8 protein-coding genes and 2 pseudogenes are annotated in these 13104 nt (G+C 68.0%); 3 read left to right on the forward strand and 7 right to left on the reverse strand.

Annotated elements, in window-relative coordinates; genetic code table 11:
- Window positions 1–108: 108 nt before the first annotated feature.
- From mmsB to chvE, 3 genes are read right to left on the reverse strand one after another with little or no spacing between them, the layout of a single operon-like run.
- The gene (mmsB, locus tag IG90_RS0130495; protein ID WP_030591629.1) at window positions 109–1356 is read right to left on the reverse strand and encodes a multiple monosaccharide ABC transporter permease; all 1248 of its coding nucleotides are present in this window, start codon (window positions 1354–1356) and stop codon (window positions 109–111) included.
- Entirely contained in the window at window positions 1353–2927 is a 1575-nt protein-coding gene (gene mmsA / locus IG90_RS0130500) for a multiple monosaccharide ABC transporter ATP-binding protein (RefSeq protein WP_106972998.1), read from the reverse strand. The genes mmsB and mmsA overlap by 4 nt, the downstream gene beginning before the upstream one ends.
- A gap of 56 nt (window positions 2928–2983) precedes the next feature.
- On the reverse strand, window positions 2984–4093 hold the full coding sequence (gene chvE, locus IG90_RS0130505) for a multiple monosaccharide ABC transporter substrate-binding protein (protein ID WP_030591634.1): 1110 nt from the start codon (window positions 4091–4093) through the stop codon (window positions 2984–2986).
- Window positions 4094–5509: 1416 nt separating this feature from the next.
- Here chvE and IG90_RS47175 point away from each other — a divergent pair.
- Both IG90_RS47175 and IG90_RS39910 read left to right on the forward strand, forming a co-directional pair.
- Window positions 5510–5656: pseudogene (locus IG90_RS47175) on the forward strand (hypothetical protein); the annotation flags it as partial.
- Window positions 5657–5776: 120 nt separating this feature from the next.
- Window positions 5777–6601: pseudogene (locus tag IG90_RS39910) on the forward strand (family 43 glycosylhydrolase); the annotation flags it as partial.
- A gap of 155 nt (window positions 6602–6756) precedes the next feature.
- On the opposite strand, the gene araA reads toward IG90_RS39910, so the two are convergent.
- From araA to IG90_RS0130530, 4 genes are all read right to left on the reverse strand, one after another.
- Window positions 6757–8247 (reverse strand): L-arabinose isomerase, encoded by a 1491-nt coding sequence (gene araA, locus IG90_RS0130515; RefSeq protein WP_030591636.1) that lies wholly within the window; start codon window positions 8245–8247, stop codon window positions 6757–6759.
- Between the two features lie 19 nt (window positions 8248–8266).
- Entirely contained in the window at window positions 8267–8929 is a 663-nt protein-coding gene (locus IG90_RS0130520; protein WP_030591639.1) for an L-ribulose-5-phosphate 4-epimerase, read from the reverse strand.
- A complete protein-coding gene (araB, locus tag IG90_RS0130525; protein ID WP_030591642.1) occupies window positions 8929–10605 on the reverse strand; it encodes a ribulokinase in 1677 nt (558 codons plus the stop codon). The genes IG90_RS0130520 and araB overlap by 1 nt, the downstream gene beginning before the upstream one ends.
- Window positions 10606–10745: 140 nt before the next feature.
- A complete protein-coding gene (locus IG90_RS0130530) occupies window positions 10746–11777 on the reverse strand; it encodes a LacI family DNA-binding transcriptional regulator (protein ID WP_030591645.1) in 1032 nt (343 codons plus the stop codon).
- Between the two features lie 338 nt (window positions 11778–12115).
- On the opposite strand from IG90_RS0130530, the gene IG90_RS0130535 reads away from it, so the two are divergent.
- Window positions 12116–13090, forward strand: a complete 975-nt coding sequence (locus tag IG90_RS0130535) for an ABC transporter substrate-binding protein (RefSeq protein ID WP_030591648.1) — start codon at window positions 12116–12118, stop codon at window positions 13088–13090.
- The last annotated feature ends 14 nt before the right edge of the window (window positions 13091–13104 follow it).

A 13104-nucleotide genomic window follows, 5' to 3' on the forward strand; every position in this document is an offset into this window, starting at 1 on the left:
TGCGGGCGACGCACGCCTCAAGCACTGCCCATGAGCACCGAGCAGGGACATGCCGAAGTGGCTGTGCCCGCGGGTGGTCGACCGGCGGGCACAGCCACCAAGATGGAGTCAGACGCCAGCTCTGCGCCTGTTCCACACGTCGAATCCGACCGCCGCGAGCAGCACGAGGCCCTTGATGACCTGCTGCCAGTCGGTGCCCACCCCGACCAGGTTCATACCGTTGTTGAGCACTCCGAGGACCAGGCCGCCGATGATGGCGCCGGCCACGGTTCCCACACCGCCGCTCATCGAGGCACCGCCGATGAACGCGGCGGCGATGGCCTCCAGTTCGAAGTTCACTCCCGCCTTGGGTGAGGCCGCGTTGAAGCGGGCCGCGAACACGAGCCCGGCGAGCGCCGCGAGCATCCCCATGTTGAGGAACACCGCGAAGGTCACCTTCTTGTCCTTGACCCCGGACAGCTTCGCAGCGGGCAGGTTGCCGCCCACCGCGTACACGTGGCGGCCGATCACCGCGTTGCGCATCACGTAGCCGAAGCCGACCAGCAGCACGGCCAGGATCAGAAGTACGACAGGAGCGCCCTTGTAGCTGGCGAGCAGCAGGGTCGTGACCAGCACGGCGGCGACCAATGCCGTCACCTTCAGCGCGAAGAGGCTTGTCGGAAGCGACTCCAGTGCGAACTCCCGCTGGCGCCTGCGGTCTCGCACTTCCTGGAACACGACGAAGACGATCAGCCCCAGGCCGAGGAGGAGGGTCAGGTTGTGGTAGTTGGTCTGCGGCCCTGCTTCCGGCAGGAAACCGTTGGCGACCTTCTGCAGTCCCTCCGGGAACGGGCCGAGTGTCTGGCCCTGGAGGAAGATCTCCGTGAGCCCCCGGAACAGCAGCATGCCGGCGAGAGTCACGATGAACGACGGTATGCCCACGTAGGCGATGAAGAACCCTTGGAGCGCGCCCGCGACGGCCCCCAGCAGGAGAGCGAGGATGACCGCGACGGGCCAGGAGATGCGGTGCTCGACCATGAGCACGGCCCCCACGCCACCGACCAGGGCCATCAGCGAGCCCACCGACAGGTCGATGTGCCCGGAGATGATGACCATCATCATGCCGATGGCCAGGATGAGGATGTAGCTGTTCTGCAGCACCAGGTTGGACACGTTGCGCGGTAGCAGGAGGTCTCCTCCCGTCCAGACCTGGAACAGAAGCACGATCAGGCCGAGCGCGAGGAGCATTCCGTACTGGCGCATGTTCCGCCGGACGCCGTCCACCAGCGCACGAGCCATGTGCACCCCGGCAGGCCCGGCAGCGCCGTCCCCGGGGGGCGCCGGAGCGGTTGATCTCGTGGTGGCGGGGGTGCTCATTCCTGATGTCCTTCGTTGGGGGTGGGGGTGCCTGCGCCGACTGCCGACGGTGCGGGGACGTCCTGCGTCATGTGCCGCATCAGCACTTCCTGAGTGGCCTCCTCGCGCGTGACTTCGCCGGTCAACCGACCGGCGGCCATGGTGTAGAACCGGTCGCACATGCCGAGCAGTTCGGGCAGCTCGGAGGAGATGAGGAGGATCGCCTTGCCCTCGGCGGCGAGTCGGTCGATCACGGTGTAGATCTCGAACTTGGCCCCGACGTCGACGCCGCGGGTGGGCTCGTCGAGGATGAGCACGTCGGGTCCGGCAAGGATCCACTTGCTGAGAACGACCTTCTGCTGGTTGCCGCCGGAGAGTCGTCCCACCGCTTCGAGGACGTTGGGAGCCTTGATGCCCATGGTCCGCCTGTACCGTTCGGCGACTCTGCGCTCCTCGTGCTCGTCGACGACGCCCCGCCGGGCGAGCGTGCGGAGGGATGCGAGCGAGATGTTCCTGCTCACGGAATCCTCCAGGTTGAGGCCGTAGCGCTTGCGGTCCTCGGTGACGTACGCGATGCCGTTGGCAACCGCTTCGGGAACCGTGCGGGTGCCTACCGCTCTGCCGTCCCTGAGTACGCTCCCCTGCTCGTAGCGGCCGTAGGAGCGGCCGAAGACGCTCATCGCGAGTTCCGTCCTGCCCGCTCCCATGAGCCCGGCGACGCCGACGATCTCGCCGCGGCGGACCTGGAGCGAGACCCGGTCGACGACCTTGCGGCTGTGGTCCAGGGGGTGGCGTACGGTCCAGTCCCGGATCTCCAGGACCGGGTCGACGTCGGCCGGGCCCTTGTACGGGGTGCGGTCGGGGAAACGGCTGTCCAAGCTCCGCCCCACCATGCCTCGGATGATGCGATCCTCGGTGGTGGCCGGGTCCCTGACGTCCAAGGTCTCGATGGAGCGTCCGTCGCGCAGGATGGTGACGGAGTCGGCGATCTGCGCGATCTCGTTCAGCTTGTGCGAAATGATGATGGAAGTGATGCCCTGGTCTTTCAGCTCCCGCATCAGCCGCAACAGTTTCGCGCTGTCCTCGTCGTTGAGGGCGGCGGTGGGTTCGTCGAGGATCAGCAGCCGCACGTCCTTCGCCAGCGCCTTCGCGATCTCCACGAGTTGCTGCTTGCCGACGCCGATGTCGGCCACCCGGGTCTCGGGGTGCTCGTCGAGACCGACGCGCCGCAGCAGCTCGGCGGCACGCCTCAGCGCTTCGCGCCAGTCGATGACGCCTCGTCGCGACGGCTCGTTGCCGAGGAAGATGTTCTCGGCGATGGACAGGTAGGGGACGAGTGCGAGCTCCTGATGGATGATGACGATGCCCTGCCGCTCACTGGCCCTGATGTCCTTGAAGCGGCACGGTTCACCTTCGAAGAGGACCTCGCCCTCGTAGGTCCCGTGCGGATGCACGCCGGAGAGGACCTTCATCAGCGTCGACTTGCCGGCGCCGTTCTCTCCGCACAGGGCGTGAACCTCACCGCGCTTCACGGACAGGGTCACTTCCGACAGAGCCCTGACGCCGGGGAAGGTCTTGACGATCGCCCGCATCTCCAGCACGGGGCCGGCCGGAGGCCTGTGCGAGGGCGAGGCGAATGCGGCGGAGCTCAACGGAGCTCCTCGGCCTTGATGTAGCCGGAGTCGACCAGAACGTTGCGGTAGTTGGCCTTGTCGACGCTGATCGGGTCGAGCAGGTAGGCCGGCACCACCTTCTTGCCGTTGTGGTAGGTGCTGTCGTCATTGATCTCGGGCTTCTTGCCGTCGAGGACGGCGGTCACCATGTTCGCGGCGACCTTCGCCAGTGCGCGGGTGTCCTTGTAGACGGTCTGGGTCTGCTGATTCGCGATGATCGACTTCACCGAGGCGACCTCGGCGTCCTGGCCGGTGACGATCGGCAACGGCTTGGCCGCACTTCCGTAGTCATCAGATTTCAGGGCGGACAGAATGCCGATCGAGATGCCGTCATAAGGGGACAGCACAGCGTCGATCCGCGCCGTGGAATAGGAAGAGGTCAGCAGGTCGTCCATGCGCTTCTGCGCCGTTCCCCCGTCCCAGCGCAACGTGGTGACCTGGGAGAGCTGGGTCTGCTGGGAGCGTACGACAAGCTGCTTCTTGTCGAGATAGGGCTTCAGCACCTCCATGGCGCCGTCGAAGAAGTACTTGGTGTTGTTGTCGTCGTTCGAGCCGGCGAACAGCTCGATGTTGAAGGGGCCCTTCTTCGAACCGTCCTTGAGGCCCAGCTTCTCCACGATGTAGGTGGCTTGGAGCTTGCCGACCTTCTCGTTGTCGAAGGAGGCGTAGTAGGCGACGTGCGGGGATCCCAGGATGAGCCGGTCGTAGGAGATCACCGGAATACGGGCGTCCGCCGCCTGCTGCAGGACATTGGACAGCGCCTCACCGTTGATGGCCGCCACGACCAACGCGTCGACACCTTGAGTGATCATGTTCTCGATCTGGGCCACCTGCTGGTCCGGGTCGTCCTCCCCGTACTGCAGATTGGTGCGAAAGCCGCTCTTCTTCAGGCCCGCGGTCATATTGGCGCCGTCCGCGATCCACCTTTCGGAGGACTTGGTGGGCATGGAGATTCCAATGGTGAGGTCCTTCTGGTCCTTCGACTCCTGACTTCCTCCCTCGCTGTTCTGCCCGCAGGCCGTGAGGAACAGGGCGCAGCTGGTGGTCGCGGCGAGAAGGAGGGATGCGGCTCGGAAGTTCGTCATGGGTGTACCTGGCAATCTCGTCGTTGAGGGTGCTTCTGTCCCGAAGGCCTTCGGCGGCGGTACGTGTCCTCGCACCACCGGCGCCTCGTCGCGGAGGCGGTCGGGGTTCGACAGCCTCGGTCGAGCTTGATTGTTAGCGCTCGCATCGCTGCAGTACAAGAGGAACCGGGCTTTTTTCTCGCGGCGGTGCACGTCCGTCGACGCGAAGAACGGGGCAAAAGCGGGGCATCCCGCAGAGGTTGCCCACCGACGCCGCAGGCGGCCTGCCACCGGAGGGCGCCTCCAGCGCGGCACACGCAACCCGACGCGCCCGCCCGCCGTGCGCACGTCGGTGACGTGCCGCCCGAGACGTCGGGGGAGGCCTCGCCGTACCGCCAAGCCGCCAGGGTCAATCAGCAGCGGGACGACCGGCCGGCGTCCGCGAGGCCCCATGCAGAGGGCTGCGACCTTCGGCGCCGGCCCGCACCAACGGCGCGAACCCACCGAGCGGGTGACGTTCCCGGTACCCGGATGCCAGGCGCTCGACTGCCCCGCAGCAGCCTCCCCCGCGGTCATCGCCCAGCCGCCGCAGGCCGGTCCGGCCCGCCCATCTTCCGCCTGCGATCGGCAGCGCAGAGATTCCGCGCCCGGCGAGGCGGCCCCGGAGCCTGCCTCGACGAGTGACATCCGCCGGCGAAGAGCGGCCTTCGCCCGCACGGACCCGGAAGGCGTTTCCAGCCCCGCCACGGAGGCCGACCGCCCCCGCCGCACGCCCTGCGGGGCTCGCGACGCGGGGTGAGGTGCGCCGACCCGCGGGCTCGGCACACCTCTCCACGCCGCCGATCACAGACGGAGGACGGCCGCCTCGCCGGGCACCGAAACACCGACCGACCGACCGCGAAGTCGGCGCACGAACGCATGCCGCAAGACCGCCCTGATGCCGACAGGCCGGATCGGCACCATGGACGAGACGAGCACGGAGCGACCCGCAGGGCGCTCCACGTCGGCACCGACGGTACGGGCCTACCCGACCTCTGCCCCGGCATCGCGAGCGCCACGCGACCACCTCGCCCGCCCGGCCGGACAGACTTCCGCAAACGCCCGCAGAGCAAGACCGCGAAGAGCCGTTCGCGATGACCGGCAGCCCCGAAGACCGGCCAAAGTACGTGAGACCCTTGCCCAACACTGTTGTGAACGTTAACAATGGCGGCGCCAGGGGTAACGATCGACGTGATTCACCCTGCGGCGTCACCACCGACCACATCCCCAGCCGGCCGTCCCGGAGAACACGTTTCCACACGGCGATCCGCTCGCGGGCTCCGGGAAGGCCTCACACGCCGGCCACACCGTATCCGGCAACCCGGCATCTGACCTGGTGGGAGGAGCCCTGACTCAGGATGGGCATCAAGCCGACCACCACAGACCTCCGGTGGACCGATGTGGACCGATGTGGACCGGCGGGCCGTGGACACCGCCCGCGTCCTCACCTCGGACGCCGCACCGAGAGTCGGAAACGGCCACCCAGGGACGGCAACGAGCCTGGCTCCGCCCGCCGCGTACACCCTGTTCCAGAAAGTCATGCGGCACTACCCCGTGGCCGCCGCGCCCGCGCTTCTCTCGCCCACGGCGAACGCTGGGCACCGATCCGCTGTCGTCCTCGCATCATCGAGGAAGGAGAAGCCCGTGAGGCTCAGAAGTCGCGGCCTGCTCACCGCGTCGGCCGCCCTGGCCGTGCTGTCGATCGGTGTTCCCGTTCCCGCTGCGGCGGCTGCTCCCACCCGCGGCAACGTTCGTGAATCCGATCGCCCAGCAGCGCGCCGATCCGCACATCCACAAGCACACGGACGGCTTCTACTACTACACCGCGACCGTCCCCGCCTACGACCGCATCGTCCTGCGCCCCGCCACCACGCTGCAGGGGCTGTCGGCCGCCCCCGAGACGACGATCTGGACCAAGCACGCCAGCGGGGACATGGGGGGCACATCTGGGCTCCGGAGATCCACTTCATCGACGGCAAGTGGTACGTCTACTTCGCCGCGGCCCCCGCCGAAGACCCCTGGGCGATCCGTCCGTACGTACTCGAGTCGGGGTCCGCCGATCCGCTCACCGGCGCCTGGACCGAGAAGGGCCGGATCAGCCTGCCGCTGAACACGTTCTCCCCGGAAGCCACCACCTTCATGCACAACGGCATCCGCTGCCTGAGCTGGGCACAGGCCGATCCCGCTGTCGGCGACGGCACGGGCATCCACATCGCCCGGATGTCCAACCCCTGGACCATCAGCGGCCGCCCCTCCCGTATGGCGTCCCCCACCCATGCGTGGGAGACCAAAGGCCACCGGGTCAATGAAGGGCCGGCCTTCATCAGCCAGGGCGACAAGGTCTTCATGACCTTCTCCGCCAGTGCGACCGACAGCAATTACTGTCTGGGACTCCTGACGGCCGACCGGACGTCCGATCTGCTGAACCCCGCCTCCTGGTCCAAGAAACCCACCCCCGTCTTCACCAGCAACGCGGCGACGAGCCAGTACGTGCAGCCGGTGAACTCGGCGCTGGACCGGGCCGACGCCACCTATGCCACCGCGTAGGTGCCCGCTGCGGAATCCGGCACCCGCCCCCCCTCCCTTGTGACGGTCGGGCGGGGCTCCTTCACAAGGGAGGGGGGCGGGTCACGCTTCGGTTCGGGTCACATCCGCTGGGCCAGCCGGTGGTACGCCTGGTTCCAGCGCAGACGGTCCGCGAAGTCATGGGCCGTCGTGGTGCCGTCGATCATCACCAGTTCGGTGCCGGCCATCTGCGCGAAGTCACGTAGTACGTCCGAACCCACCGTGGTGAGGACCGTGTGGTGCGGGCCGCCGGCCATCAGCCAGCACTCGGCCGATGTGGACAGCGAAGGGCGCGGCTCCCACACCGCCCGCGCCACCGGCAGGCACGGAAGCGGCTCTTCCGGCAACACGACATCGATGTCGTTGGCCACCAGCCGGAATCGGTCGCCCATGTCGGCGAGGCCGATCACCGTGGCGGGGCCCGCGGCGGCGTCGAACACCAGGCGCACGGGGTCCTCACGCCCCCCGATCGACAAGGGGTGGACCTCACAGGACGGCTGGGCGTCGGCGATCGAGGGGCACACCTCCAGCATGTGCGCGCCGAGGGTCCTGGGCGTACCGGGCCCGAAGTGGTAGGTGTAGTCCTCCATGAACGAAGCACGCGGGCCCATGGCCTTCGCGGCGGCGAGCAGTGCGGAGGTCTTCCAGTCGCCCTCGCCGCCGAAGCCGTAACCGTCGGCCATGAGGCGCTGGACCGCCAGGCCGGGCAGTTGGCGCAGGCCGCCGAGGTCCTCGAAGTTGGTGGTGAAGGCGCCGAACCCGCCCTGGACGAGGAACCTACGCAGGCCGGCCTCGATGGCGGCCGCGTAGCGCAGCGAGGAGTGGCGATCGCCACCTGGCATCAACTCCCTTGCCAGGCTGTAGAGTTCGGAGTACTCGCCGACGAGGTCGTCGATCTCCCCGGCGGTGACGGCGTCGACGAGTTCGACGAGGTCGTTGACACCGTAGGTGTTGACGCTGACGCCGAACCGGAGTTCCGCCTCCACCTTGTCGCCTTCGGTCACGGCAACGTCGCGCATGTTGTCGCCGAAGCGCGCCAGGCGGAGATCGCGCATGCGGTGGAAGCCGATGGCCGCCCGGACCCAGTCGTCGACCCGCCTGACGACCTCCGGATCGGACACATGACCCACCACGGTCTTGCGGGCCACCCCGATACGGGTCTGTATGTAGCCGAACTCGCGGTCGCCGTGGGCGGCCTGGTTGAGGTTCATGAAGTCCATGTCGATGGACGACCACGGCAGTTCCCGGTTGAGCTGGGTGTGCAGGTGCAGCAGTGGCTTACGCAACGCGTCGAGCCCGGAGATCCACATCTTCGCCGGAGAGAAGGTGTGCATCCACGCGATCACCCCGACACAGGCCGGGTCGGTGTTGGCCGCCTCCAGGGTCTGCCTGATGGCGGAGGCCTCGGTCAGGACCGGCTTCTTCACGATACCGGCGCCGAACCGTCCGGAAGCGGCCAGCATCTCCTGGATCCTGGCCGACTGCTCCGCCACCTGGTTCAGGGTCTCGGCACCGTAGAGGCGCTGGCTTCCCGTCAGGAACCAGATCTGCGGCTGGGTTGTGCTGTTCATCGGTCTTCCCCTCGTGGGCTCACTGGCCGTAGACGTTCTGGTATCGCTCGTAGAGCCGGTCCACGGCGGCCGGGTCGATGGCGTCCGGGGTACCCAGCTGGTGGGCGAAGTGGACGGTGCGGGCCACGTCCTCGACCATGACGGCCGCCTTCACGGCCGAACGCGCGTCCCGGCCGACGGTGAAGGGGCCGTGGCTGCGCATCAGGACAGCGGGCGAGCGGCTGTCACGGAGGGTGTCCACGATGCCGCGTCCGATGGAGTCGTCGCCGATGAGCGCGAAGGGGCCCACCGGAACCTCGCCGCCGAACTCGTCGGCGATCATGGTCAGGACACACGGGATGGGTTCGCCTCGCGCGGCCCAAGCGGTGGCGTAGGGCGAGTGCGTGTGAACCACGCCGCCGACCTCGGGCATGTGCCGGTAGACGTAGGCGTGGGCAGCGGTGTCCGAGGACGGCGCCAGGTCGCCTTCCACAAGTTTGCCGTGCAGGTCGGTCACGACCATGGAGTCCGGACTCAGGTCGTCGTAGGACACACCGGAGGGCTTGATGACCATGAGGTCCTCCCCCGGAACGCGGGCCGAGACGTTTCCGGCGGTCCAGATCACCAGCCCGTACCGCGTCAGTTCGCGGTGCAGGTCAGCGACGGTCTGCCGGAGGTTCTTCACGCTGTCGACGGCGCCCATCACTTCTCCTTCGATTCGATGGCGGAGCGGCGTATGGCCCGCAGTCTGCGCATGACGTCGTTGCCGCCCCGGCCGAAGTGGTCGTGCAGGGCGACGTACTCGGCGAAGAGGCGGTCGTAGGCGGCGGCTTCCGCGGGGCGGGGATGGTAGACGGCTCGGTCGACCGAGCCCATGGCGGTAGCGGCGGCTCGGACATCGCGGTGCGCACCCGCGGCCACCGCCGCGTGGAGCGCCGACCCGAGGGCCGGCCCCTGGGCGGACCGGATGATCGACAGCGGCAGGCCGAGGACGTCGGAATAGAGCTGCATCAGGAACGTGTTGCGCACCAGGCCGCCGGCGACGATGAGTTCGTGGACGGGCACGCCCGCGGTGGTCAAGGTCTCCACGATCGTGCGCGTGCCGAACGCGGTGGCTTCGAGCAGAGCCCGGTAGATGTCCTCGGGCCGGGTGGAGAGGGTCTGCCCCAGAACCATTCCGGACAGCTCGTGGTCGACCAGCACCGAACGGTTGCCGCTGTGCCAGTCGAGGGCGATCAGCCCGTGCTCACCGACTTTCTGGTTCGCGGCCAGTTCGGTGAGCAGTTCATGGACGGACAGGCCGCGTTCCCGAGCCTGTGCGTGGTAACCCTCGGGCACCTGGTGGTCGACGTACCAGGCGAAGATGTCGCCCACTCCGCTCTGTCCGGCCTCGTAACCCCACAGGCCGTCGACGATGCCCCCGTCGACCACGCCGCACATGCCGGGGACCTCGCGCAAGGTGTCACTGTTGAGGACGTGACAGGTGGACGTACCCATGATCGCGACCAGCTGACCGGGCTCCACGGCCCCGGCCGCCGGAGCGGTGACATGTGCGTCGACGTTTCCGACGGCGACCGCGATGCCCTGCGGCAGCCCGGTCCAGGCCGCGGCCTCGGCGCTCAGAGCGCCGGCCCGGTCGCCGAGCCGGCCGATCGGCTGATCCAGCTTCTCCGTCACGAAGTCGCCGAAGGCGGGGTTCAGTTCGGCGAGGAAGTCCGCGGCGGGGTACTCGCCGTCCTGGCGCATTCCTTTGTAACCGGCGCTGCAGGCGTTGCGTACGTACGCCCCGGTGAGCCGCCAGACGATCCAGTCGGCGGCCTCCACCCACCGGTCCATGGTGGCGTACACCTCGGGCGCCTCCTCCAGCATCTGCAGCGCCTTGGCGAACTCCCACTCCGAGGAGATCAGCCCTCCGTACCGCGACAGCCACTTCTCCCCGCGCGCCCGCGCCAGGGCGTTGATCCGGTCGGCCTGTGGCTGGGCGGCGTGGTGGCGCCAGAGCTTGACGTACGCGTGGGGATCCCCGGCGAGTTCAGGCAGGTCGCACAGCGGGGTTCCGTCCTCGGTGGTCGGCACCATCGTGCAGGCGGTGAAGTCGGTCCCGATCCCGATCACACGAGCTGGATCGACCCCGGCGTCCGCGATCGCGGCCGGGACGGCGATCCGCAGAACGTCGAGATAGTCCTCGGGAACCTGTAGCGCCCAGTCGGGCGGCAAGCTCTGGCCCGTCGCGGGCAGGGCCCGGTCGATGACGCCGTGACGGTAGGCATGGACACCCGCGCCCAGTTCGGCCCCGTCCCGGACCCGCACCACTACGGCGCGTCCGGACAGCGTGCCGTAGTCGACACCGACCACGAGGGAGTCAGGTTCGTCGGCCATGAAGCCACCTTTGATCGTTCGTCGAAGGACACCCGAAGTGTTATCGCTAACAATCTGCCCGTCAAGGCATCCGCTCACAGCAATGTCTAGGCATGTGAGCGTGCTCAGGTAGGGATTCGAGAGATCGACCGGGGCGTGGGTCAGCCGCGCGGAGCCGCGACGCTCTCCCGCGGGATGAGGGTGGGGTTGAGTGTGCGCAGCGAAGCCCCTGACTCGCCCTCGATCCGGGCCAGCAGAAGATTGAGGGTCTCGGTGGCCACCCCGTCGAAGTCCGGGCGCACCGTGGTCAACGGGGGCGAGAAGAACTCGGCCTCGGGCACGTCGTCGAAACCGACGATGCTCACGTCGCCAGGGACGCAACGGCCCCGCTCAGCCATGGCGCGGATGGCACCGAGGGCCAGATGGTCATTGGCCGCGAACACCGCGGTCACATCCGGCATGCGGGCCAGCATCTGGCCCGCGCGGTAGCCGGAGGACGCGCTCCAGTCCGCGGAACTGACCGGTGGAATCTCCGCACCGGCCTCCTGCAGAGCACGCTGCCACCCGCGCGCCCGGCCCGCGGCGTCGAACCAGTCCGGCGGACCTGAGATGTGCCACACGGTCTCGTGCCCCGCGTCGAGCAGGTGCCGGGTGGCGGCGAAGGCTCCCGCCTCCTGGTCGACCGTGACCAGCGCTCCGCCCCGGTCGGGGTCCCCGTCGACGGCAACGAGCGGAACATCGGCCGGGATCTCCGCCAGCGCCTCGTCGGCGGATGCCGTGGGTGCGATGACCACGATGCCGGCGACCCGCTGGTCGCGGTGGTGCTCCACCGCCGCGGCGATGGATGAGCGGTCAAGGACACGCACCCGTCGCACGCTCACCTCGAAGCCCTGGGCCGCTGCGGCCAGTTCGAAGGCTGCCAGCATCGAGGTGGGCCCGTACAGGGTCGAGTTCTGCGCCACCACGCCGATCTGCTGGGACCGGCCGGTCACCAGGGTGCGCGCGGCACGGTTGGGCCGGTACCCGAGCTCGGTGATCGCGGCACGCACCCTCAGCCGCGTCTGCTCCCGGACGTTGGGGTGCCCGTTGAGGACGCGGGAGACCGTCTGGTGGGAGACCCCGGCGAGCCGTGCCACATCCGTCATCGCCGGCTCGCGTACCCGGGTAGCCGCCGAGGGGTCCTCCACCTGCATCTCCTGACTCCGCCGTTCCTGCCGGCCCGACACCTGTGAGGGACCACGCAGGGACACGCCACCTTGAACCTTAACCAGGCCAGGGGGCAGACAACCAGCTCCCCCCTCCTCGCGTCCGTCGGAATCCGGATGCGAGGCGCTCCAAGCCTCTTGGTCCTCAGGAACGCTTGAACAATGAGCGTTAACATGTCGCGCCCAAACCCCTGCCCCAGGCAAGCATAACTGCGGCGTTCCAGGGGTTGACTGGGCAGATGTGAGCGCTCACTCTGATGCACCAGTGACTCCGGTCACGCAAAGCTCGCCACCCCGAGTGAGCACGGTTGAGCACGGAGGAAGCAGTGTTGAAGAAGATCGCCACGGGTGTCAGCGTTCTGCTGCTCGCCACACTGACGGCGTGTGGCTCGGGCAGCACCTCGAGCAAGGACGGCGACAGCGGCGAGGCCGGCGAGATCACCATGGGCTTCGCCCAGGTCGGCGCTGAGAGCGGCTGGCGCACGGCCAACACCAAGTCCGTCCAGCAGTCCGCGAAGACCGCGGGTGTCGAGCTGAAGTTCTCCGACGCTCAGCAGAAGCAGGAGAACCAGATCAAGGCCATCCGCTCCTACATCCAGCAGAAGGTCGATGTGATCGCTTTCAGCCCGGTGGTGGAGACCGGCTGGGACGCGGTGCTGCTGGAGGCCAAGCGGGCCCGCATCCCGGTGATCCTGACCGACCGCGCGGTCGACTCCGACGACGACACCCTGTACGAGACGTTCCTCGGCTCCGACTTCGTCGAGGAGGGCGAGAAGGCCGGCGAGTGGCTCGTCGAGAACACCAAGGGTCCTGTCAACGTGGTGGAACTGCAGGGCACCACCGGCGCCGCGCCCGCCATCGACCGCAAGAAGGGCTTCGAGGAGAAGATCGCCGCACGCCCGGACATCAGGATCAAGGCATCCCAGAGCGGTGACTTCACCCGCTCCGGCGGCAAGCAGGTCATGGAGGCCTTCCTCCGCTCCAACCCCGACGTCGACGTCGTCTACGCCCACAACGACGACATGGGCCTGGGCGCCATCGAAGCCATCAAGGCCGCCGGCAAGAAGCCCGGCAAGGACATCAAGATCATCACTGTTGACGCCGTCAAGGACGGGATGCAGGCCTTGGCCGACGGGGAGATCAACTACATCGTCGAATGCAATCCGCTCCTCGGCGACCAGCTCATGGACCTCGCCAGGAAGGTCGTGGACGGCGAGAAGGTACCCAAGCGGGTGGTCACCGAGGAGACCACCTTCACGCCCGAGCAGGCGAAGAAGGCGCTGCCCGACCGGCAGTACTGATCGCAGAACTCCGG

This window comes from Streptomyces anulatus (genome assembly GCF_000721175.1).
GTDB lineage: Bacteria > Actinomycetota > Actinomycetes > Streptomycetales > Streptomycetaceae > Streptomyces > Streptomyces anulatus_C.

What these genes read in the sequence shown, in the direction of transcription:
- mmsB (WP_030591629.1), bottom strand. Translation starts at nt 1,356, where the DNA reads ATGAGCACCCCCGCCACCACGAGATCAACCGCTCCGGCGCCCCCCGGG.
- mmsA (WP_106972998.1), bottom strand. Translation starts at nt 2,927, where the DNA reads ATGCGGGCGATCGTCAAGACCTTCCCCGGCGTCAGGGCTCTGTCGGAA.
- chvE (WP_030591634.1), bottom strand. Translation starts at nt 4,093, where the DNA reads ATGACGAACTTCCGAGCCGCATCCCTCCTTCTCGCCGCGACCACCAGC.
- araA (WP_030591636.1), bottom strand. Translation starts at nt 8,247, where the DNA reads ATGAACAGCACAACCCAGCCGCAGATCTGGTTCCTGACGGGAAGCCAG.
- IG90_RS0130520 (WP_030591639.1), bottom strand. Translation starts at nt 8,929, where the DNA reads ATGGGCGCCGTCGACAGCGTGAAGAACCTCCGGCAGACCGTCGCTGAC.
- araB (WP_030591642.1), bottom strand. Translation starts at nt 10,605, where the DNA reads ATGGCCGACGAACCTGACTCCCTCGTGGTCGGTGTCGACTACGGCACG.
- IG90_RS0130530 (WP_030591645.1), bottom strand. Translation starts at nt 11,777, where the DNA reads ATGCAGGTGGAGGACCCCTCGGCGGCTACCCGGGTACGCGAGCCGGCG.